Annotated in this window: 17 protein-coding genes and 2 pseudogenes; 6 read left to right on the top strand and 13 right to left on the bottom strand. The window is 71.8% G+C overall.

The features are described 5' to 3' along the window. Positions 1 to 45: 45 nt before the first annotated feature. Positions 46 to 1,788 carry a lysine--tRNA ligase gene (gene lysS / locus ABTY20_RS28830; protein WP_351999994.1) on the bottom strand — a complete coding sequence of 581 codons (1,743 nt, stop codon included), beginning with the start codon at positions 1,786 to 1,788 and terminating at the stop codon, positions 46 to 48. A 150-nt stretch (positions 1,789 to 1,938) separates the two neighbouring features. Between lysS and argS the strand changes: the two genes are divergently transcribed. Then, positions 1,939 to 3,699, top strand: coding sequence for an arginine--tRNA ligase (gene argS / locus ABTY20_RS28825; protein WP_351999993.1), 1,761 nt, complete (start codon positions 1,939 to 1,941; stop codon positions 3,697 to 3,699). Between the two features lie 37 nt (positions 3,700 to 3,736). Here the strand turns inward: argS and ABTY20_RS28820 are convergent, their stop codons facing one another. From ABTY20_RS28820 to ABTY20_RS28810, 3 genes are all read right to left on the bottom strand, one after another. After that, a complete protein-coding gene (locus tag ABTY20_RS28820) occupies positions 3,737 to 4,576 on the bottom strand; it encodes an arylamine N-acetyltransferase family protein (protein WP_351999991.1) in 840 nt (279 codons plus the stop codon). Between the two features lie 73 nt (positions 4,577 to 4,649). After that, positions 4,650 to 5,876 carry an aminotransferase-like domain-containing protein gene (locus ABTY20_RS28815; RefSeq protein WP_351999990.1) on the bottom strand — a complete coding sequence of 409 codons (1,227 nt, stop codon included), beginning with the start codon at positions 5,874 to 5,876 and terminating at the stop codon, positions 4,650 to 4,652. A 103-nt stretch (positions 5,877 to 5,979) separates the two neighbouring features. After that, on the bottom strand, positions 5,980 to 7,446 hold the full coding sequence (locus tag ABTY20_RS28810) for a helix-turn-helix domain-containing protein (RefSeq protein ID WP_502991908.1): 1,467 nt from the start codon (positions 7,444 to 7,446) through the stop codon (positions 5,980 to 5,982). Positions 7,447 to 7,659: 213 nt separating this feature from the next. Between ABTY20_RS28810 and ABTY20_RS28805 the strand changes: the two genes are divergently transcribed. Beyond that, on the top strand, positions 7,660 to 8,391 hold the full coding sequence (locus ABTY20_RS28805; RefSeq protein WP_351999988.1) for a DUF4232 domain-containing protein: 732 nt from the start codon (positions 7,660 to 7,662) through the stop codon (positions 8,389 to 8,391). Here the strand turns inward: ABTY20_RS28805 and hemB are convergent. Together hemB and ABTY20_RS28795 are read right to left on the bottom strand one after the other, a co-directional pair. Then, positions 8,385 to 9,386, bottom strand: a complete 1,002-nt coding sequence (hemB, locus tag ABTY20_RS28800; protein ID WP_351999986.1) for a porphobilinogen synthase — start codon at positions 9,384 to 9,386, stop codon at positions 8,385 to 8,387. The two genes, ABTY20_RS28805 and hemB, sit on opposite strands and share 7 nt — an antisense overlap. Positions 9,387 to 9,499: 113 nt before the next feature. Next, positions 9,500 to 9,814 carry a hypothetical protein gene (locus tag ABTY20_RS28795; protein ID WP_351999985.1) on the bottom strand — a complete coding sequence of 105 codons (315 nt, stop codon included), beginning with the start codon at positions 9,812 to 9,814 and terminating at the stop codon, positions 9,500 to 9,502. A 707-nt stretch (positions 9,815 to 10,521) separates the two neighbouring features. Here ABTY20_RS28795 and ABTY20_RS28790 point away from each other — a divergent pair. Beyond that, the gene (locus tag ABTY20_RS28790) at positions 10,522 to 11,481 is read left to right on the top strand and encodes a D-2-hydroxyacid dehydrogenase family protein (protein ID WP_351999983.1); all 960 of its coding nucleotides are present in this window, start codon (positions 10,522 to 10,524) and stop codon (positions 11,479 to 11,481) included. A 343-nt stretch (positions 11,482 to 11,824) separates the two neighbouring features. Continuing rightward, entirely contained in the window at positions 11,825 to 12,481 is a 657-nt protein-coding gene (locus ABTY20_RS28785) for a DUF4232 domain-containing protein (RefSeq protein ID WP_351999981.1), read from the top strand. 228 nt (positions 12,482 to 12,709) lie between these two features. Here ABTY20_RS28785 and ABTY20_RS28780 read toward each other — a convergent pair. The 3 genes and pseudogenes from ABTY20_RS28780 to ABTY20_RS28770 all read right to left on the bottom strand — a co-directional run. Continuing rightward, positions 12,710 to 12,952 (bottom strand): annotated as a pseudogene (locus tag ABTY20_RS28780) (ISL3 family transposase); the annotation flags it as partial. A gap of 64 nt (positions 12,953 to 13,016) precedes the next feature. Beyond that, the gene (locus tag ABTY20_RS28775) at positions 13,017 to 13,538 is read right to left on the bottom strand and encodes a hypothetical protein (RefSeq protein WP_351999980.1); all 522 of its coding nucleotides are present in this window, start codon (positions 13,536 to 13,538) and stop codon (positions 13,017 to 13,019) included. Positions 13,539 to 13,635: 97 nt separating this feature from the next. Next, positions 13,636 to 14,610: an alpha/beta hydrolase family protein gene (locus tag ABTY20_RS28770; RefSeq protein WP_352000007.1), complete on the bottom strand. Its 975-nt coding sequence runs from the start codon at positions 14,608 to 14,610 to the stop codon at positions 13,636 to 13,638. Between the two features lie 301 nt (positions 14,611 to 14,911). Between ABTY20_RS28770 and ABTY20_RS28765 the strand changes: the two genes are divergently transcribed. Beyond that, positions 14,912 to 15,724, top strand: coding sequence for a helix-turn-helix domain-containing protein (locus tag ABTY20_RS28765; RefSeq protein WP_351999978.1), 813 nt, complete (start codon positions 14,912 to 14,914; stop codon positions 15,722 to 15,724). On the opposite strand, the pseudogene ABTY20_RS28760 reads toward ABTY20_RS28765, so the two are convergent. Beyond that, positions 15,703 to 16,143, bottom strand: a pseudogene (locus ABTY20_RS28760) (transposase); the annotation flags it as partial. The gene ABTY20_RS28765 and the pseudogene ABTY20_RS28760 overlap by 22 nt on opposite strands. A 107-nt stretch (positions 16,144 to 16,250) precedes the next feature. Here ABTY20_RS28760 and ABTY20_RS28755 point away from each other — a divergent pair. Beyond that, positions 16,251 to 16,901, top strand: a complete 651-nt coding sequence (locus ABTY20_RS28755; protein WP_351999976.1) for a hypothetical protein — start codon at positions 16,251 to 16,253, stop codon at positions 16,899 to 16,901. Between the two features lie 844 nt (positions 16,902 to 17,745). On the opposite strand, the gene ABTY20_RS28750 is transcribed toward ABTY20_RS28755, so the two are convergent. The 3 genes from ABTY20_RS28750 to ABTY20_RS28740 all read right to left on the bottom strand — a co-directional run. Further along, positions 17,746 to 19,443: a bifunctional uroporphyrinogen-III C-methyltransferase/uroporphyrinogen-III synthase gene (locus ABTY20_RS28750; RefSeq protein WP_351999975.1), complete on the bottom strand. Its 1,698-nt coding sequence runs from the start codon at positions 19,441 to 19,443 to the stop codon at positions 17,746 to 17,748. Beyond that, on the bottom strand, positions 19,440 to 20,417 hold the full coding sequence (hemC, locus tag ABTY20_RS28745) for a hydroxymethylbilane synthase (RefSeq protein ID WP_351999973.1): 978 nt from the start codon (positions 20,415 to 20,417) through the stop codon (positions 19,440 to 19,442). The genes ABTY20_RS28750 and hemC overlap by 4 nt, the downstream gene beginning before the upstream one ends. Continuing rightward, a partial coding sequence (locus ABTY20_RS28740; RefSeq protein WP_502991907.1) for a glutamyl-tRNA reductase occupies positions 20,414 to 21,043 on the bottom strand: 630 nt, incomplete at its 5' end. The genes hemC and ABTY20_RS28740, both read right to left, overlap by 4 nt.

Raw genomic sequence — 21,043 nt, 5'->3', positions numbered from 1 at the left:
GGCGCCCGGTGATCACCGGGCGCCCCCTGCGCGTACGGCCGGGACCTACTCCCCGAGCAGCGCCCGCACCCGCTCCTGGCCCACCGCCAGCAGCAGCGTGGGCAGTCGCGGCCCCGTGTCCCGCCCGACCAGCAGGTGGTACAGCAGCGCGAAGAACGACCGCTGGGCGGTCTTGATCTCCGCCGGCAGCTCCTTGGGCGTGGCGTCGGCGGGGAAGCCCGCCTGGACCTTGGGCACGCCGTAGACGAGGTGGGTGAGCCCGTCCAGCGACCAGTTGTCGGCGAGGCCGTCGAGCAGCAGCCGCAGCGACTGCCGGTCCCGCTCCCCGAGCGACTTCAGCAGCTCGGCGTCGGGCTCCGCGCGGACGATGGTGCGCTGGTCGGCGGGGACGTGGGTGTTGATCCACGCCTCGGCCTTGTCGTACCGGGGCCGGGCCTCGTCCAGCGAGCCCAGCGGGTCGGACGGGTCCAGCTCGCTGAGGATCCGCAGCGCCTGGTCCTCGTGACCGGCGGTGATGTCGGCCACCGAGGCGAGCGTGCGGTACGGCAGCGGACGGGGCGTCCTCGGCAGCTCGCCGCTCGCGGTGCGCACCGCGCGGGAGTGCGCGGCGGCGTCGGCGGGCAGGACGGAGCCGTCGGCGACCTTGGCGTCCAGGCGGTCCCACTCGTCGTAGAGGCGCTGGATCTCCTGGTCGAAGGCGATCTTGAAGGACTGGTTGGGCTTGCGGCGGGCGTACAGCCAGCGCAGCAGCTGCGGCTCCATGATCTTCAGCGCGTCGGCCGGGGTGGGCACGCCGCCCTTCGAGGACGACATCTTCGCCATGCCGCTGATGCCGACGAACGCGTACATCGGCCCGATCGGCTGCTCGCCGCCGAAGATCCCGACGATCTGTCCGCCGACCTGGAACGACGAGCCGGGGGACGAGTGGTCGACGCCGCTGGGCTCGAAGATCACGCCCTCGTAGGCCCAGCGCATCGGCCAGTCGACCTTCCAGACCAGCTTGCCGCGGTTGAACTCGTTCAGCCGGACGGTCTCGGAGAAGCCGCACGCCGTGCAGGCGTAGGTCAGCTCGGTGGAGTCGTCGTCGTAGGAGGTGACGGTGGTGAGGTCCTTCTCGCAGTTGCCGCAGTACGGCTTGTACGGGAAGTAGCCGGCGGAGCCGGAGCTGCCGTCGTCCTCGGCGGCGGCGCCGGAGCCCTCGGCGGCCTCCAGCTCGGCCTCGTCCACCGGCTTCTGCTGCTGCTTCTTCGCCGGGGCCTTCTTGGTGCGGTACTGGGCGAGGACCGCGTCGATGTCGTCGCGGTGCCGCATGGCGTGCAGGACCTGGTCGCGGTAGACGCCGGAGGTGTACTGCTCCGTCTGGCTGATCCCGTCGAACTCCACGCCCAGCTCGGCCAGCGACGCGGTCATCGCGGCCTTGAAGTGCTCGGCCCAGTTCGGGTGGGCGGAGCCCTTGGGGGCGGGGACGGAGGTCAGCGGCTTGCCGATGTGCTCGGCCCACGACTCGTCGACGCCGGGGACACCGGCCGGGACCTTGCGGTAGCGGTCGTAGTCGTCCCAGGAGATCAGGTGCCGGACCTGACGGCCGCGGCGGCGGATCTCGTCGGCGACGAGGTGCGGGGTCATGACCTCGCGGAGGTTGCCCAGGTGGATCGGGCCGGAGGGCGACAGTCCGGACGCGACGACGACGGGTTTGCCCGGGGCCCGGCGCTCCGACTCCTCGATGACCTCATCCGCGAAACGGGAGACCCAGTCGGTGGTCTCGGTGCTCTGAGCCACGATCGGCACGTCCTTCTTTCTGCTCGGGCAGCCGGTACGGTCGCACGGCTGACCTTTTCATTCTCCCAGTACGGCCCGCATCCGCGAAAACCGCTTTTCACCGCGTGGGATACTCGGCTTCGGTAGTAGTCCACGAACCCGAGCAGAACGGCAGCCTCCATGGCCTCGGTCACGTCCCTCACCGCCTCCGTCCAGCAGCACCTCGCGTCCGCCCTCTCGGCCACCCGCCCCGAGGCCGCCGGCGCGGACCCGCTGCTGCGACGTAGCGACCGGGCGGACTTCCAGGCCAACGGCATCCTCGCGCTGGCCAAGAAGGCGAAGGCGAACCCGCGGGAGCTGGCGGCCGAGGTCGTCGGGCACATCGTCACCGGCGACGAGCTGATCAAGGACGTCGAGGTCTCCGGCCCCGGCTTCCTCAACATCACCGTCGCCGACCGGGCGATCACCCGGAACCTCGCCGCGCGGCACGCGGACGGCGAGCGCCTCGGCGTGCCGCTGAAGGAGGACCCGGGCGTCACGGTCGTCGACTACGCCCAGCCGAACGTGGCGAAGGAGATGCACGTCGGTCACCTGCGGTCGGCGGTCATCGGCGACGCGCTGCGCGGCATGCTCGACTTCACCGGCGAGAAGACGATCGGCCGGCACCACATCGGCGACTGGGGCACCCAGTTCGGCATGCTCATCCAGTACCTGTTCGAGCACCCGGGCGAGCTGGCCCCGGCGTCCGACGTGGACGGCGAGCAGGCCATGAGCAACCTGAACCGCGTCTACAAGGCGTCGCGCGCGCTCTTCGACGCGGACGAGGAGTTCAAGGAGCGGGCCCGCAAGCGGGTCGTCGCCCTGCAGTCGGGCGACAAGGAGACGCTCGAACTGTGGCAGCAGTTCGTGGACGAGTCGAAGGTCTACTTCTACTCCGTCTTCGAGAAGCTCGACATGGAGATCCGCGACGAGGAGATCGTCGGCGAGTCCGCGTACAACGAGGGCATGCCCGAGACCGCCCGGCTCCTGGAGGAGATGGGCGTCGCGGTGCGTTCCGAGGGCGCGCTGGTGGTGTTCTTCGACGAGATCCGCGGCAAGGACGACCAGCCGGTGCCGCTGATCGTGCAGAAGGCCGACGGCGGTTTCGGCTACGCGGCCTCCGACCTGACGGCGATCCGCAACCGCGTCCTGGACCTGCAGGCGACCACGCTGCTGTACGTCGTCGACGTGCGCCAGTCGCTGCACTTCCGGATGGTCTTCGAGACGGCCCGCCGGGCCGGCTGGCTGAACGACGACGTCACCGCGCACAACATGGGCTACGGCACGGTGCTCGGCGCGGACGGCAAGCCCTTCAAGACGCGTGAGGGCGAGACCGTGCGCCTCGAGGACCTGCTGGACGAGGCGGTGCAGCGGGCCGCCGAGGTCGTCCGGGAGAAGGCGCGCGACCTCACCGAGGACGAGATCCTGGAGCGGGCCGCGCAGGTCGGCATCGGCGCCGTGAAGTACGCGGACCTGTCGACGTCGCCGAACCGCGACTACAAGTTCGACCTGGACCAGATGGTCTCGCTCAACGGCGACACCAGCGTGTACCTCCAGTACGCCTACGCCCGTATCCAGTCCATCCTCCGCAAGGCCGGCGAGGTCCGTCCGGCCGCTCACCCGGAGCTGGAGCTGCACGCGGCGGAGCGCGCGCTGGGCCTGCACCTGGACGCGTTCGGGGACACGGTCTTCGAGGCGGCCGCGGAGTACGCCCCGCACAAACTGGCGGCGTACCTGTACCAGTTGGCGTCGCTGTACACGTCGTTCTACGACAAGTGCCCGGTGCTGAAGGCCGATGCGCCTGAGCAGGTGGCCAACCGCCTCTTCCTGTGCGACCTCACGGCCCGCACGCTCCACCGGGGCATGGCCCTGCTGGGCATCCGGACGCCCGAGCGGCTCTGAGTACGGCCCGGCGGTGAGGGCGGGCGCCGGCCCGCCCTCACCGCAGCAGCGTCAGTCCCCCGGGGGCGTCGATGCCGAACTCCCGCGCCAGCACCCGGCGGACCTCCGCCTCGTCGGTCATCTTCTCCTCGGTGACCGTGCCGTCGTCGGTACGCGTCACGATGAGGCGGTCGCCGTCGAGGAGCAGGTGCGCGTCCGGGGTGAGGCGCTGGACGTAGGGGCGCCGGGAGAACGGGGAACGCGGGTTCGTGGCGACGTGCCAGTTGATCACCTCGTAGTCGGACGGCTCGTACGGCTCCACGGTGAAGGCGTACTGCGCCTCCCAGCCGCCCGCGACGTGCGCCTCCAGCACCCACATCTCCAACGGTCCCCGGTGCGGTGCGTGCACCAGCCGGTGCCGGCGGCCGGCGTCGTGGAACTCGGTGCCCGCCGTCAGCGGCACCGGCTCCAGCAGCGAGCCGACGGCGCCGAAGCCGACGTCGGCCAGGTGGGGCCGCGGGTCGCCGGGCAGCTCGACGAGGAGGGCCATGTGGGTGCGCGGGCGGTCCTCGAAGCGGTCCGCGCCGACGACGACCCGCGCCGTCAGCCGGGTCACCCGGACGCCGAGCGCCTCCAGGGCCGCCGCGAACAGCGTGTTGTGTTCGTAGCAGTAGCCGCCGCGCCGGCGGCCGTGCACCAGCTTGGCCATGAGGTCGGCGAGGTCCAGGGAGGGGGCACGCCCGCCCAGGGCGTCGAGGTTCTCGAAGGGGATGGCCTTCATGTGGGCGAGCTGCACGCCGCGGAGCGTGGCCGTGTCGGGGCGCCGCCCGCCCTCCCAGCCGATGCGCTCGAGGTAGGCCTCCAGGGAGAAGGGTGTCGTCCGTGCACTGTCAGGCATGGCATCACCGTACGTGCGGCGCCCACGCCCCGCCCTCGTCCATTGGTCCTACGCCGGGACCCCGCCGCGGGTCCTAGGCCGTCCGGCGCGCCGCCTCCCGCAGCCCTTCCCGCAGCCTGCGCAGCCCTTCCGCGATCTCGTCCGGGGTCTGCGTGACGAAGCAGAGCCGCAGCGTGGCGCGGTCGGGATCGTCGGCGTGGAAGGGCGCGCCGGGGACGTACGCCACGTCGTGCCGGACGACGGCGGGGAGCAGGGCGGTGGTGTCGTACGGGTCCGGCAGTCGCGCCCACAGGAACATGCCGCCCTCGGGACGGGTCCAGGTCGAGCCCTCGGGGAGGGCGGCGGGCAGGCCCGCGAGCATGGCGTCGCGGCGTTCGCCGTACACGGCCGAGACGCGGCGGACATGGGCGTCGAGGTCGTTGTCGGCGAGGTAGCGGGCGGCGGCGAGCTGGTTGACGGTCGGGGTGTGCAGGTCGGCCGCCTGCTTGGCGACGACGCAGGCGCGGCGCAGACCGGCGGGGGCGCGCAGCCAGCCCAGGCGCAGGCCGGGGGCCATCACCTTGGAGAAGGAGCCCAGGAGCACGGTCCGGTCCCGGGCGCCCTCGTAGGAGGCGATCCACGGCACCCGCTCGCCCTCGAAGCGCAGCTCGCCGTACGGGTCGTCCTCGACGATCCACAGCCCGCACCGCCCGGCGACCTCGGCGACGGCGGCGCGGCGGGCGGCCGGCAGGGTGCGGCCGGTGGGGTTGGAGAAGGTGGGGACCGTGTAGAGCAGCTTGGGGCGCTCGCGCACCACCAGCTCCTCCAGTGCCCCGGGGTCGATCCCGTCCTCGTCCCCGGGCACGGCCACCACCCGGGCGCCCGCCAAGCCGAAGGCCTGGAGCGCGGCCAGGTAGCAGGGGCGTTCGACGAGGACGGTGTCGCCGGGTTCGAGCAGGGCGGTGGCGAGCAGCGACAGGGCCTGCTGCGAGCCGGTGGTGACGAGGACGTCGTCGGCGTCGGTGGTCAGTCCGCGCGCCGAGGTACGGGCGGCGAGCGCGGCCCGCAGGGTGGGCTCGCCCTCCGTGGTGGAGTACTGCAGGGCCCGCGCGGGCACCTCGGTGAGCACCGCCCGGTACGCCGCCGCGATGCCGTCGGCGTCGAACAGTTCGGGGGCCGGGAGCCCGCCCGCGAAGTTGATCACCTCGGGGCGGGCGGTCACGGCCAGGATGTCCCGTACGGGCGAGCCGCCGACCGCGCGGGCCCGCGCCGCGAACCGCGGGGTGGGGGCGAGGGCGGGGGCGGGCTCGGTGGCGGTCATGGCACGGCTCCTTCGGCTGCGGTGGCGGCACGTGTCCCGCAGCCTAGGAAACCGCGTGCCGCCTGCACGCGGCTTTCCGCGATCCGGACGGTCCGGCCCGGTTCTAGTCGAGGCTCGTCGTGCCCTCCGGGACCCACTCCTCGCCGCCCAGCGGGAACTCGTACGCCGGACGCCCGTCGTTGCCGCTGGTGCGGAAGGGGCGGCCCTTGTCGTCCACGGTGAGCGTGCCGCTGCGTGAGCCGCTGGACCACTTCAGCTCCAGGTACCAGCTCACGTCGTGGGCGGAGGCGGCCGCCGTGACGTAGTAGACCTCGGGGTCCGACTCGCTCACCGAGAACGGGAAGTCCCGCTGCCCGGGCGCCGGGGTCACGACCGGGCGCGCGGCGTCGAGGGCGACCGTGAAGGAGCGCGTGGGCACGTTGCCGCCGCAGCCCACCCCGGGGTAGCCCATCACGAAGTCGTTCCAGGGGAGCGGCGACCGCTTGCCCGCCACCCGCACGGTGAGTCCCTGCACGACCACCGTCTCGTCCCCGGTCCCCTGCACGGTGAGCTGCACGTACTGCTCCCCCGACGAGACGGCGCCGAACGAACTGACCCACGCCGTCGCGCCCGGCTCCTGCGGCGGTGGTTTCACCTCGCTCGCCGGCCTGTTGATCAGGTACCGCTGCGAGCAGGGGCCCTGCCACGCGTACGGATTGGCCTGCACGGTCAGCGGTACGGCGCCCCGGTCGCCGCCACCGTCACCGTCACCCGCCGGGGCGGTGGAGGCGGTGGCCGGGGTGCGGGGCGTCTCCTTGGCCTTCGCGGAGGGGGAGGCGGAGGCCGAGGCGGAGACGGAGGCGGAGGCGGAAGGTGAGGCGGAGGGTGACGTGGTGGCGTCCTTGTCCCCGTCCGCCCCGCCGTCGACGGCCGCCGCCCCCACCGGGTCCTTCCGGTCGCCCCCGTCGTCCCCGTCCAGCGGGCCGAGGGCGAGCGTGACCCCGCCGAGCACGGCGGCCACGGCGATCCCCGCGAGGACGGCGGTCCGGGTGCGGCGGCGGAAGCGGGTGCGGACCTCGCCGGGACCGGTGACCGCCGGGACCCCGGCCTCCCGGGGCCCCGCCTCCGGGACCTCGGCCTTGCGTGACCCCGCCTCCAGAACTTCGGTCTCCGGGCCCTCCCCCTCCGGGCCCCCGGTCTCCGGGCTCTCGGCCTCGGGCTGCCCGGCCGTCGGAGGACCGTCCGCTTCCCGGTCCCGGGCCGCCGTGTCCTCCTCCGGTTCGCCCACAGGCGCCGGCGCGTCCGCGGGCGCCGCTCCCTCCGGCGGCGCGCCCTTCCGCCCCCGGGCCGCGTCCGCCAGCACCCACCGCCGGTGCAGCTCGACCAGTTCCTCGGAGCTCGCCCTGCACAGCCGGGCCAGCCGTTCCACCGGCGCGTACTCCGTCGGTACCGCGTCCCCGTTGCAGTACCGGTGCAGGGTCGACGTACTCATGTGGAGCCGTTTGGCGAGCACCCCGTAGCTCAGCCCGGACCGCTCCTTCAGCGCCCTCAATCGCGCGGCGAACTCCGCCGCAGCCGTGTCCCGCGACACCTTTTCCTCCCACCCCGTGTCCCATCCCGCCGTTCCAGGGAACGGTCGTTTCCCCAGGTCAACAGCGGTGCAGGCGTTCCAGCGTCCCGCTTCTCCCACCAGGCCTGGCGGACGGGACGGTTCACCGCACAAGCTCTGGTCATCCAAGCACGCCGCTCCCGGCCCCCGGTCGAGCGGTCACTCCAAAGCCGTACTCACACAAAGGAATTCGCCATGCGTACGTCCCGCATCCGTCTGATCGCCGCCGCCGGAGCCGTCCTCGCCACCCTCGCCCTCACGGCCTGCGAGGACGGCACGGGCACCGTGGACGAGGGCGCCGGAACGTCGCAGCCGGGCGCGACGGCCACCGCGGACACTCCCCCGGGCTCCTCGAAGGGCGACTCCGCCTCGGACAAGCCCTCCCAGGGCGGGAACGAGGACACCGGCACCGGCGGCTCGGGCACCGGAAGCGCCGGGGGGACGGGCGCCGGCGGCAAGGCCGGCGGCGGCACGAAGGACTCCGACGACGACCCGCAGACCCGGGTCTCCTGCAACGGCTCCAACACCACCGTCGACGCCCGGCCGGTCTCCCGCCCCGTCAACCACATGCTGATCACGGTCCAGAACTCGGGTTCGCGGACCTGTGACCTCACCTACTACCCGGTGCTCCGCTTCGACGAGATGCAGTGGGTGCCGCAGCCCGTCGAGGCGTCGAAGCCGCAGGCCGTGGTCACCCTCGCCCCGGGGGAGACGGCGTACGCCGGCGTGCTCCTGTCGGCCGCCGACGGCAGCGGGGACGGCGGCACCACCGCCCACAAGCTCACCGTCGCCTTCCAGGGCCGTACCCCGAACAGCGACGGCGGCCCGTCGGCCGTCCCCGCCCTCCCGGCGGACGGCGTGTACTACGACAGCAGCATGGCGGTGACGTACTGGCAGCAGTCGCAGGCCGACGCCCTCACCTACTGAACGGCTCCCAGCTTCTGGGCCACCTCGGTGGCCCAGTAGGTGAGGATGTTCTGCGCGCCGGCCCGCTTGATGCCGGTCAGCGCCTCGAGGATCGCCCGGTCCCGGTCGATCCAGCCCTTCTCCGCGGCGGCCTCGATCATCGAGTACTCACCGGAGATCTGGTACGCCGCCACCGGCACGTCCACCGCGTCCGCGACCTTGGCCAGGACGTCCAGGTACGGGCCCGCCGGCTTCACCATGACCATGTCGGCGCCCTCCTCCAGGTCGAGCGCCAGCTCGCGCATCGACTCGCGGACGTTGGCCGGGTCCTGCTGGTACGTCTTGCGGTCGCCCTGCAGCGAGGAGCCGACGGCCTCCCGGAACGGCCCGTAGAAGGCGGAGGCGTACTTGGCGGTGTAGGCGAGGACCGCCACGTCCTCCCGGCCGATCTGGTCCAGGGCGTCGCGGATCACCCCGATCTGCCCGTCCATCATCCCGCTCGGCCCGACCACGTGGGCGCCCGCGTCGGCCTGCACCTGGGCCATCTCGGCGTACCGCTCGAGCGTGGCGTCGTTGTCGACGCGCCCCCGCTCGTCGAGGACCCCGCAGTGCCCGTGGTCGGTGAACTCGTCGAGGCACAGGTCGGACATGACGAGCAGGTCGTCCCCGACCTCGGCCCGCACGTCCCGCAAGGCCACCTGGAGGATCCCGTCCGGGTCGGTGCCGGGCGTCCCGAGGGCGTCCTTCTTGGACTCCTCCGGCACGCCGAACAGCATGATCCCGGAGATCCCGGCCGCCACGGCCTCCGCCGCCGCCTTCTTCAGGGTGTCCCGCGTGTGCTGCACGACACCGGGCATCGCCCCGATCGGCACGGGCTCGTCCGCACCCTCGCGCACGAAGGCCGGGAGGATGAGGTCGGCGGGGTGCAGCCGGGTCTCGGCGACCATGCGCCGCATGGCGGGGGTGGTACGCAGACGCCGCGGCCGCGCGCCGGGGAAGGATCCGTACGTCGTCATACCACCTACGCTACGCCCGCCCCTCCCCTGCCTTTGCCGACGCGGAGTCGGCCCGGCCCTTTGGTCCCGGCGTCCCCCGGACCACGGCCACGGCACGCGCAGCCGTCCTCACCTCACGCCACCGTGTCCCACTCGCCGGGGAGGTCCTCCTCGTCCGGCGGCCGGTGCGCGGCCTTCTCGCGGGCGCGCAGGACGGCCCAGGCGAGGAGGGACACGCAGGTGAGGTACCAGGGCAGCGGCCAGAGGGCGGGCCACCAGCCGGCGGACGGTGCGAGGAGGAGGTCGGTCGCGGCCGTGGCCATGCCGGCGGCGAGGCTCCAGCACAGCAGGCGTCCGGCCCGGCGGGTGGGTCCGGTGAACCGGTTCGGGACGGTGGGGCGTCGCGTACGGGAACGGCAGGAGGGCAGGGCTCTGCCGGGTTCGCTCATCGCGGAAGGGTCCTTCACGGAAGCGGAGGTGAACGTGGCCGGATCGGCCGGACGCGATCAGTGTGCGGGGTGTGGGATCGCTCCCACGGAAACGTCACCGGGCGGGCACTTCCTCTGAGACAAGTTGCCACCAGGCGTTTTCCCGACTCCGCCCCGGGGGACCGGACAGACGTGGGCCGCACGGGCGTCCACCCCGCCGCCAATCTGGCCGAAAAGGACGCACACGAAAGCAGAAAGCGCCCGTATTGGCCAGACGTGAAAGCTTTTCGGCCGTTGTCGTTATGGAAAAAGGGCGGACAGTGGACAAGTTCACGCCTCCACCAGTTCGACTCGCCCATGAATCACCCCAGTTGCCCCCGACAAGCGGTGGGACTGATTCCGGCCCGTATGCGGAGGACGTTCGGGGGCACACCACACCGCCTCCCGTGCGGCTTGTGACACCGTGTGAGGCGCCGACGGCCGTGAACCTCGGGTGTTGCCGGTGGGGCCCGGCCACGTGTGGAGCGCGGATCGGGACGGCCGGCCAGGAGCATCGTCGCCGCGCTCGTCCGCCTCCTCGCCCAGTACCCCTCTCCCGCCACGGCCATCACCGTGCTCGCCGCGGTGTGGATCGCCGTCGCGGCCCTCCCCCGCCCCTTGTGCCGGACAATCCAGGGGCGTCCGCCCGAGCCGTGGCGGAGGCACCGGCATCAGGGGAAAGGAACGACATGCGGCTTCGCTGCGCCGTGCTCGACGACTTCCAGGACATCGCCACCACGATCGTCGACTGGAGCCCCGTCCAGGACCGGGTGGAGGTCACCGCCTTCACCGAGCACTTCGCCACCGAGGACGAACTGGCCGCTGTGCTCGCGGACTTCGACATCGCGGTGACGCTGCGGGAACGCGTCCCCTTCCGCGCCTCCCTGCTCGACCGGCTCCCCCGGCTGAAGCTGATCGTCGCCTCCGGCATGCGCAACTCGGTCATCGACCACGCCGCCGCCGAACGCAACGGCGTCACGGTCTGCGGCACCCAGAGCTCCCCCACCCCGCCGGTGGAGCTGACCTGGGCCCTGCTGCTCGGACTGGCCCGCGGCATCGTCACGGAGAACAACGCCCTGCGGGCGAACGGCCCCTGGCAGTCGACGGTCGGCGCCGATCTGCACGGCCGCCGCCTCGGCCTGCTCGGACTGGGCAAGATCGGCAGCCGGGTGGCACGGGTGGGCCTCGCCTTCGGCATGGAGGTCACGGCCTGGAGCCCCCACCTCACCAAGGAACGCGCGGACGAGGTGGGCGTCGAACCGGCTCCCTCGAAGGAGGACTTGCTCCGCACCAGCGACTTCGTATCGATCCACCTCGTCCTGGGCGACACCACCCGGGGCATCCTGGGCGCCCCCGAACTGGCCCTGATGAAGCCGACCGCCCACCTGGTCAACACCTCCCGCTCGGCACTCGTCGACCAGGACGCCCTGCTCACCGCACTCCACGAGTCCCGGATCGCGGGCGCGGCGGTCGACGTCTTCGACACCGAACCGCTCCCCGCCGACCACCCGATGCGCACCGCGCCCCGCCTCCTGGCCACCCCCCACCTCGGCTACGTCTCCCAGCTCAACTACCGCACGTACTACGGCCAGGCGGTCGAGGACATCGAGGCCTACCTCGCCGGCACCCCGATCCGCCGCCTCGGCTGACGCTCGGCAGCCGTCCGTACGGGCGGGTGCCCGGAGGAGGACGCGGCCACCGGCTGCGGTCAAGGACCGCCGGGTCACGGATCCGTCCCAGCCGACGACGGCCGCGCCCGGGCGCGGAACGGTGCGGGAACCGCCGTCCCGGCCGGGCCCGCGGCCCGATACGACGCGGTACGGACGGGGGTGCGCCCGGCGGTGGCGCGCACCGCTCCCGTCTTCGCGTGTAACAGGGTTGTACGAGCGGGCGGTTGGGCTGAACGACGGGCGGAACGGACTGGTCTTGGAGGTCAGCAACGCCCGCTCGTACCGACGGGCCGGCACACCGACCGACACCGAGGAAGACACCATGCGCGTCAACAAGATCACCATCGCAGCCCTGGCCGTCGTCGCGGGTCTCTCGCTCACCGCCTGTCAGAACGACGACGCCGCCACGGACCGGAGCGCCTCGTCCTCCTCCTCGAAGGGTGGTTCGAACTCCGGCTCCGGCGCCTCGGCCCAGGGCGCCGCGAAGGACTCCGCCGATGACAGCGCGGACGAGGGGCAGGGCACGGTCGCCGGAACCGGCTCCAACGAGAACGGCACGACCGGCGCGTGCCGCACCGACGAACTGGAGGTCACGGCGACCGACAGCACCATCGACGGCGACCAGGACAACACCGTCGCCGTGACGTTCACCAACGGCGGCGGCCGGGACTGCTCGATCGCGGGCTTCGCCGGTGTGGACCTGAAGACCAACGCGGGGACGGTGTCCGCGGAGCGCACGGGTGAGTCGGCCCCCGCGACCGTCCTGAAGGACGGCAAGTCGATCTCCTTCTCGATCTCCTACCCGGCCAACGACACGGGCGGTTCCGGCGTCCGCATCACCGGTCTCGTGGTGACCCCGCCGAACGAGACGAAGTCGGTCACCCTCGACTGGCCGGGCGCCGCCTCGCTGCCCGTCACGGACGGCTCCGGCACCCCGGTGAAGGTCGGCCCGATCGGCAGCGCCGGCCAGGGCGACTGACCCGCCCCCGCTGGTCCCCCTCGCCCCGGCCGGCGGGCCCGGATGTCAGCACCGGCGGTCACGGTGCGCGGGTGAGGCAGACGACCGACGACGACCGCGGACCAAAGCGTCGTGACACCTGCAGGACGGCGCTTCACCGCAGCCACCGAGGTCCTCGCCGAACGGATCGCCTTCCCCCACCGCCACGTCGGACGACTGATCGCCCACACCACGACAAGGGGCATGGCCGACCAGCCGTCGTGTCCTCGCCCGGACCACGACCTGTCGGCCGTCGACCGGCACATCCCGCACCGTCCGGCCGTGATCCCCGTGGCCCCTCCCCGTCACCACCCCGCGCACCGGACGGGGAACGGGAACATCACGGGGCCGAGCCGAAACCCGGACTGTCTCGCCGCCGTCCGCCACATCCTCGATGACCAACGCCGACAACCCCGAAAGCACCGTTCCCACAAGCGTGTTCGCATCATGCACGCTGAATGATCACAGGCGAGCACCCACCGTCACAGTCCCGCACCGCCTCACTGTGCGGGGCCGCTCAGGCGGCCGGCACGGTGCCGGGCCGGTCATGCCCGTGTGCCACCGCGTTGATCCGATCTGTGCCCGCCTGGGTGAGGAAGACCCACGTCCCGTAGACGCCCCACATGAGGCCGAGCAGCGAACTCGCGGCGTAGAAGCCCATTCCCTTGGTGGAGCCGACGGTGGCGAACAGTCCGGCGGCGGCGATACCTGCCGCGAACACGACGAGCGCGACGACGAGGATGGGCCGCGCATGCTGGGACGTGCCACGGCGGGCCGCGTGGTCGAGCACCAAGAGCAGACTTGCGCTTGCTGCTGCGGCGACCAGCAGTTCGACCCCGAGCGCCCAGGTCGGCTGCGGCAGGGTGACCAGCGATGCGGTGACTGTGGTTGTCAGGAACAGGGAGACGGTTTGCGCGGCGCGGTTGCGGTATTCCTGGGAGGTGGCGACGACGTCGAAGCGGAAGGCGACAACGATGAAGGTGAGGCCGGTGAGGCCGGCGGCGCTTCCGCCGACGGTGGCGGCGAACGTGGTCCACATGGCGGTTGCTCCTGTGCGATCCGTGCTGGGGTGGAGGGCTTCGGTGCGATGAAGTGCGGTGGGCGGCGGCCGTCGCGCCGCCGACCACCTCGCGGAACTACCTCGTTTCGACCATGGCCATCGGGTCTTCACCGTTCTCCAGGGCGTTCACCGCGTTCTTCCAGGACGGGTCGGCCGAGTAGAGCTGGCTGCGCAAGTAGGCCCACACGAGAGCCCGCAGGGTCGCCACGCGCTCGGGATTCTCGTCGTCCGTCTCTGCCGCGTCGTATCCGGATATGCCACCGAAGATGTGACCGGCGCCGTACATGGTCACCATGGTCTTGTTGCCGCCGGGGCTGGCCGAGTAAGCGTCCGCACGGTAGCTGAGCCGATTGGAGAAGTTGGGGTTGAGGTCCTGATCGCCCACGATGATCAGGGCGGTGCCCGTCATCTGCTCGAAGTCGGTGTAATACAGCACCGGGTAGTTCGTCTTGGCCCACTCGGCGAAGTGCTCGTCGTTGCCGATGCCCGGAGCTCCGATGAGCACTCCCGCCTTGACACGAGAGTCGGAGAGGTCCTTCGGCCGGTCGTCGTCCGGGTCCAGCATCTGGGCTCCGAGGAGGAGGGAGACGGTGTTGCCGCCCAGGGAGTGTCCTACGGCGCCGACACGGTCCCTGTCGATCCGCCGTTCGGCAAGACCGGGGACGGCGGCCTCGATGTCGTCGAGGCGGTCGAGGATGGTGTGCATGTCGGTGGCGCGGTCACGCCAGAACAGAGGCGCGTCCTTGAGGTCGGTGTCGCGCAGACCGAGGGCCGTCGAGTCCAGGTGGGTCGGCTGGACGACCGCGAACCCGTGGGCGGCGAAGAAGTTCGCCAGCGGCCCGTAGCCGTTGTAGGAGGACAGGAAGTTCGCCAGCCCGTGCCCGTGGGACAGGAGGATGAGCGGCAGGTCGGTGCCGGTCGCGGGGATCGACACCTTGACCTCCAGCGGCACGGGCCGTCCGGGAACGTCGAGGGTGACCGGGTGGTAGGTGAGGACGGGTTGCGACGCGTTGACCGGGATGTTGGCGGCGTCGCTGTACGGCTTGCTCATCGGAGCCCTTTCGAGATCGGTGTTGACATAGCGCCTGTCGTAACTGGCGGTAGGCATGGAACGGGCGGTCGTGGCCGCGAGCCTGATGGGCCAGGAACGGCCGTCCGACACCTGGGTCGGTGTGGACGGTGATCTCCGCAGCGGTGCACAGATCTCGTCAGGTGTTCGTCCCGCGGTCTGACGGCAGGGGAGGGCGACTGGCTCGACCTTCGAGTGTCGTGCCTCCCTGGCCCGACGGATGCGCTTGTCTTGCCAGGAACTGTAAGATCAATCGAACAAGCCGAACTAGGGCGAAAATGACATGGCTGAGTCCGCGGTCGACGGGCGTCGCAGAAGAGCACGGTTCGGAGTCGAGAGCCTGGCTGTGCGCGTTGCCGAGGGTGCCTTCCCGACCGTTGTGAACAGCGGGTACACCGTCAAGATCGCGCATGGCGGCTCTGCACCCCCTTTTCAGTACCTCGGGCGGACCCAGGGTCCCCCTGTTCCTGGCGCGGTGACGGTGATCGAGCCCCATGAGGTCGTGAGCTGCCTCGCTCAGGACAAAGCCGCCGCTGACGGCCAGGCCGTTGTGCAACTGATGTTCATCGACGCCGATCTCATGTCGGCCGGCACAGGCCGGCCGCGCTTTCATGAGGTGACCTATTCAGACCACAGCCTCTTCAACGGCATTGCTGCGCTGCACAGGGGTTTGGCGGGCGACGAGGACGAGTTGGACCTCGAGTCGTCGCTGATCCACTTGCTGAACGTCCTGCTCGCCAGGCATGCGGATGCTCCCGGCGCAGCGAGTCCGACACTTCGTCCTCGAGCGCTTCGTCACGTACGGGAGATGCTCCACAGCCAACTGAGCTCCAACATCAAGCTCGACGACCTCGCGGCAGTCGCCGGTTGCAGCAAACGCCACTTGATCAGGAGTTTCCGGCAGGCTTACGGGGTTCCACCGCACCATTACCGGACCCTGTTGCGCTTGGCACGCGCCAAGTCCATGCTGGCAGCGGGACGATCCGTGGCGGAGACCGCCGCCGAGCTTGGTTACTGTGACCAGAGCCAGCTCAACCGGCACTTCCGGCGGGAGTTCGGCATGAGCGCAGGTGGCTATGCCAGGGCCGTGCGGTAGACCTGCGGTGTCTTGGCTCGACCGCCACCTTGCCTGCCCCCATGGGAAAGCGCTGACCGGTGGGCCGGGTCGTCGGTTTCTGACTCGATCGGGTGGAGTCGGGTCTTGGCGAGGAGTTCGCGGCCCATGGAGCGGAGGACTTCGGTCCATTCGTCGTTCCGCTCGGCCAGGACCGCCCCGACCAGCCGGATGACGGCGGTGCGGTCGGGGAAGACGCCGACCACGTCGGTGCGGCTGGGGGCACCTCCCGCGGCGCAGCCGTGGGGGAGGATCTCCTTGTTCAGCCGTTCCTGCGGGTTGTTCGACCGGATCTGTCGCCAGATCCCCCGCGGGAAGGCCGTGAAGGCCGGCAGGTCGTGCTGGGCGGTGTCCAAGTGGTCTGCCGCTTCGGGGAACTTGGCCTCCAGCGTGTCCAGCACGTGTGCCATCGATGGACCGGACGCGAACGTGGTCCTTCGGTGGCCTCTACAGTGTCCCGAGGCGAAGGGCCGGGGGGATGGTGGATCAGAAGGGCTGACCCAAGGTCGTGGTACAGATCGAGCGGCTGGCGGACCTGAAGCCCGTCCATCGGCGCCAGGCCGCCGTCCTGGCCCTGTGGCGATGCCGCGCGCCGGTACTCGCGTTCGAGTTGGATGCGGAGTGGGGCGTCGATCGGGCTGTGCTGGAGTCGCTGTTCCGGCTGGCAGCATCACCTGCCGGCGAACAGTCGAATGGCGCATACCGGCAAGCGATCGCCGAGCTGCGCACGGCCCCGCTCTTCACGTCTGAAGTTGATCCGGACACGGTCCAGCTCTTCCAGTTGGAGACCATCGGCAGCCTGCTGACCTTCGGCGAGTTGCTGGACAAGCCCGACGTGGACAAAGTCGAGCGAGTGGTCGAATCCTCGGCCGGCCTGGCGAACCACCTCGACGGTCTCGTCGAGGACTCGTTCTACCCTCACCCCTCGGAGGAAGCCCACCGCCAGTACCTCGCCGACCTGGCGGACCGGGCGAACGAGGGGTACTTCGCGTCACGCAACTCCGTTATCGAGTCCGTCTGCCACGGCGCCCTCCGGACCTTCCCCGCTTCCGAAGGGCTGCTCGACTCGTCGACGGGTCGCGAGTTGCTCGCACGTTGCGAGGACTTCGGCGAAGAACTCGTCGCAACGATGCGGTGGCTCCGCACGACGGGTTACTAGCGATCGCGCCGTGAGCCGGATGACGAGTGCGGCAGCCGTGAGGGACCGGGGGCTTGGAGCGGAGGGCGCGGCTACGGGCGGCGTTGGCTGAACGGACCCGGTTCGGGCTCGGCGAGGATGCCGAGCGTCTGCTCCACGATCCACCGCATTGCCTGCGGGACGAAGCCGGTTCCCTCGGCCACGGGATCGCGGAGGAAGACACCACGGCCCCGCCTCACCCCCACCGCCTGGGCGACCTTCCTCCCGTACGCGTCCGAACGCCGGTACGCCCGGCGGACCGGTCGCCCACGCGGCACCCCGGAAGCGCGTGCAGCGCTGGGCCGTGGTTCGGGTCGAGCCACACCCGCAGCGGCTGCACGGGTCTGTTCGGCAGCCCCCACTCAGTCAGCCGACGCCGCTCGGCGGCTTGCCGCCGAGCGGCGTCGGCAACCGGTGCGTCCATATCCCTCCGGCCGCCGGCGTGGCTTGGCGGCATACGGATTCAGCGGTCCGTCCGCATCCACCAACAGCACCGGACGGCGCACCAGCTCACCCCCTTTGGCTCTGCGTCGCACCGTACCGGCCGCCGACGGGACCGCCGGCGGGATTCCGCAGGCCCGGACTCCGGGGTGGGCTGTCACAGCGGCAGGTTCATCGCGGTCAGCAGCCGGACGTAGCCCTCCCCGGCACCGGGGCCGCCATGACCGAGTCCCCGCGTGGAGCCGGTCGAGCCCGCCGTCGGGCCGGAGGCCGGACCGGGTGCAGCGGGACCTGCGTTGAACGCGGACACCCCGACCGCCCCGACCCACCACGAGGAGAGGCGCCCCCGAAAGGGCGCCTCACCTCGGACCCCCGGCCGGGATCCCTACGTCGTCGACCGCCGCCTGCGCGCCCCCGGCCGCCGCTCGCTCGGCCGGGTCACCGGGTCGCCGGCCTCCAGCGCCGCCAGCCGGCGCCGGGCGCCGAAGTCGGCCAGGGCCTCCGCCAGCTTGTGGACCGACGGCTCGGGAGCCATCACGTCCACGCGCAGGCCGTGCTCCTCGGCCGTCTTCGCCGTCGCCGGGCCGATGCAGGCGATCACCGTCACGTTGTGCGGCTTGCCCGCGATGCCGACCAGGTTCCGGACCGTCGACGACGAGGTGAACAGCACCGCGTCGAAGCCGCCGCCCTTGATCGCCTCACGGGTCTCCGCCGGCGGCGGCGAGGCGCGCACGGTCCGGTACGCCGTGACGTCGTCGACCTCCCAGCCCAGCTCGATCAGACCGGCGACCAGGGTCTCCGTGGCGATGTCGGCGCGCGGCAGGAAGACGCGGTCGATCGGGTCGAAGACCGGGTCGTAGGGCGGCCAGTCCTCCAGCAGACCGGCGGCCGACTGCTCGCCGCTCGGCACCAGGTCCGGCTTCACGCCGAAGGCGATCAGCGCGTTGGCCGTCTGCTCGCCCACCGCGGCGACCTTGATCCCCGCGAAGGCGCGGGCGTCGAGGCCGTACTCCTCGAACTTCTCCCGGACCGCCTTCACCGCGTTGACCGAGGTGAACGCGATCCACTCGTAGCGGCCCGTCACCAGACCCTTGACCGCCCGCTCCATCTGCTGCGGGGTGCGCGGGGGCTCCACCGCGATCGTCGGGACCTCGTGCGGCACGGCGCCGTACGACCGCAGCTGGTCGGAGAGCGACGCCGCCTGCTCCTTCGTCCGCGGCACGAGCACCTTCCAGCCGAACAGCGGCTTGGACTCGAACCACGCCAGCCGGTCGCGCTGGGCGGGGGCGCTGCGCTCGCCGACCACGGCTATCACCGGCCGGCCGCCCTCCGGGGAGGGCAGCACCTTCGCCTGCTTCAGCGTCTGCGCGATCGTGCCGAGCGTCGCCGTCCAGGTGCGCTGCCGGGTCGTCGTACCGGCGACCGTCACCGTCAGCGGGGTGTCGGGCTTGCGCCCGGCGGACACCAGTTCGCCCGCCGCCGCGGCCACGGAGTCGAGCGTGGTGGAGACGACCACCGTGCCGTCCGACGCCCCGACCTCCGTCCAGCACCGGTCCGAGGCCGTGCGCGCGTCCACGAAACGGACGTCCGCGCCCTCGGCGTCGCGCAGCGGCACACCGGCGTACGCGGGCACACCGACGGCGGTCGCGACACCGGGGACGACCTCGAACGGCACCCCGGCCGAGGCGCACGCCAGCATCTCCTCGGCGGCGTACGCGTCGAGCCCGGGGTCACCGGACACCGCACGCACGACCCGCCTGCCGCCCCGCGCGGCCTCCATGACAAGATGTGCGGCATCCCGCACCGCGGGGACACCGGCGGTTGTTGACGCGCCGTCGACGACCGTCAGCTGGGGCGTGCCCGTGCCCGGTTCCGACGTGTCGGAGTCCGTGTGCACTTCGGCGACGCCCTGCCGCGCGTGCGTGCGCACGACGTCGAGCACCTCGTGCTCGGCGACGAGGACGTCCGCGTTCGCCAGCGCCTCCACGGCGCGCAGGGTCAGCAGTCCCGGATCCCCGGGTCCGGCACCGAGGAAGGTGACGTGCCCGTGTTCCGGAGGGGCGGGAAGGGTGGTGGGGCTCACTGTGCTCGCTCCCCCATCAGACCGGCCGCGCCCTGCGCGAGCATCTCGGTGGCGAGTTCGCGACCGAGCGCCGTCGCCGCCTCGTGCGTCTCGGGCACGGGACCGGTGGTGGACAGCTGCACCAGCGTCGAGCCGTCGGTCGTGCCGACGACGCCGCGCAGGCGCATCTCCTTGACAATCTGCCCGTCGGCCTGGGGGTTCCCCCAGGAGGGAAGGTCGGCCAGCGCGCCCACAGGGGCGGAGCAGCCGGCCTCCAGGGCGGCGAGCAGGGAACGCTCGGCCGTCACGGCGGCCCGCGTGAACGGGTCGTCGAGCTCGGCGAGCGCGGCGATGAGCTCCGCGTTGTCCGCGGCGCACTCGACCGCCAGGGCCCCCTGGCCGGGGGCGGGCAGCACCGTGTCGACCGACAGGAAGTCGGTCACCTCGTCACTGCGTCCGATCCGGTTCATTCCGGCGGCGGCCAGCACCACGGCATCCAGTTCGCCCTTCAGGACGTACCCGATGCGGGTGTCGACGTTGCCGCGGATCGGAACCGTCTCGATGTCCATGCCGTGGCCGCGCGCGTACGCGTTCAGCTGCGCCATGCGGCGCGGCGAACCCGTGCCGATGCGGGCGCCGCGCGGCAGGTCGGTGAACTTCAGCCCGTCGCGCGTGACCATCACGTCGCGCGGGTCCTCGCGCACCGGTATGGCCGCCACGACCAGTTCGTCGGGCTGCGTGGTCGGCAGGTCCTTCAGCGAGTGCACCGCGAGGTCCACCTCGCCGCGCGCCAGCGCCTCGCGCAGCGCGGCCACGAAGACCCCCGTGCCGCCGATCTGCGCGAGGTGCTCGCGCGAGACGTCGCCGTACGTGGTGATCTCGACGAGCTCGACGGGCCGTCCGGTCACCTGGCTCACGGCTTCCGCCACCTGCCCGGACTGGGCCATGGCGAGCTTGCTCCGCCGTGTTCCCAGCCTCAGTGCCTTCTCAGTCATCCCGGCCCTCGGTTCTCTGCGTTCTTCTCGGTGCTTTCCTCGGCTCGGGAGACGGAGGCCACCGTCTCGGGGTCGAGGTCGAACAGGGTGCGCAGCGCGTCCGCGTACCCGGCGCCGCCGGGCTCGGCCGCGAGCTGCTTGACCCGTACGGTCGGCGCGTGCAGCAGCTTGTCGACCACCCGCCGCACGGTCTGGGTGATCTCCGCGCGGTGCTTGTCGTCCAGGCCGGGGAGCCGTCCCTCGAGACGGGCGATCTCACCGGCCACCACGTCGGCCGCCATGGTGCGCAGGGCGACGACGGTCGGCGTGATGTGCGCCGCCCGCTGTGCCGCCCCGAACGCGGCGACCTCGTCGGAGACGATACGCCGCACCTGCTCCACATCGGCAGCCATCGGAGCGTCCGCGGAGGCCTCCGCGAGCGATTCGAGGTCGACGAGGCGCACGCCGGCCAGCCGGTGCGCGGCCGCGTCGATGTCCCGCGGCATCGCCAGGTCCAGCAGGAACAGCACGGGCTCCGGGCGCGGTGGCTCGGCCACCGGCTGCGGGCGGCGCCGCTCGGGGATCCGGCCGACGGTGGACGCGGTCGCGGCGAGCGCGCCGATCAGCTCGGCGTCGGCCGCCGGGCC

It is taken from the genome of Streptomyces sp. NPDC126497 (assembly GCF_040302425.1).
Classification (GTDB): domain Bacteria; phylum Actinomycetota; class Actinomycetes; order Streptomycetales; family Streptomycetaceae; genus Streptomyces.
Note: the sequence above shows the minus strand (reverse complement) of the source record. Positions and strands in the feature narration are given on the sequence as shown.

Bases quoted from the DNA above. Each gene is read 5' to 3' on its own strand.
- ABTY20_RS28795 (WP_351999985.1), bottom strand. From the start codon at position 9,814: ATGAGCGAACCCGGCAGAGCCCTGCCCTCCTGCCGTTCCCGTACGCGA.
- argS (WP_351999993.1), top strand. From the start codon at position 1,939: ATGGCCTCGGTCACGTCCCTCACCGCCTCCGTCCAGCAGCACCTCGCG.
- ABTY20_RS28805 (WP_351999988.1), top strand. From the start codon at position 7,660: ATGCGTACGTCCCGCATCCGTCTGATCGCCGCCGCCGGAGCCGTCCTC.
- hemB (WP_351999986.1), bottom strand. From the start codon at position 9,386: ATGACGACGTACGGATCCTTCCCCGGCGCGCGGCCGCGGCGTCTGCGT.
- ABTY20_RS28815 (WP_351999990.1), bottom strand. From the start codon at position 5,876: ATGACCGCCACCGAGCCCGCCCCCGCCCTCGCCCCCACCCCGCGGTTC.
- ABTY20_RS28770 (WP_352000007.1), bottom strand. From the start codon at position 14,610: ATGAGCAAGCCGTACAGCGACGCCGCCAACATCCCGGTCAACGCGTCG.
- ABTY20_RS28775 (WP_351999980.1), bottom strand. From the start codon at position 13,538: ATGTGGACCACGTTCGCCGCCACCGTCGGCGGAAGCGCCGCCGGCCTC.
- ABTY20_RS28785 (WP_351999981.1), top strand. From the start codon at position 11,825: ATGCGCGTCAACAAGATCACCATCGCAGCCCTGGCCGTCGTCGCGGGT.
- hemC (WP_351999973.1), bottom strand. From the start codon at position 20,417: ATGACTGAGAAGGCACTGAGGCTGGGAACACGGCGGAGCAAGCTCGCC.
- ABTY20_RS28765 (WP_351999978.1), top strand. From the start codon at position 14,912: ATGGCTGAGTCCGCGGTCGACGGGCGTCGCAGAAGAGCACGGTTCGGA.
- ABTY20_RS28790 (WP_351999983.1), top strand. From the start codon at position 10,522: ATGCGGCTTCGCTGCGCCGTGCTCGACGACTTCCAGGACATCGCCACC.
- ABTY20_RS28820 (WP_351999991.1), bottom strand. From the start codon at position 4,576: ATGCCTGACAGTGCACGGACGACACCCTTCTCCCTGGAGGCCTACCTC.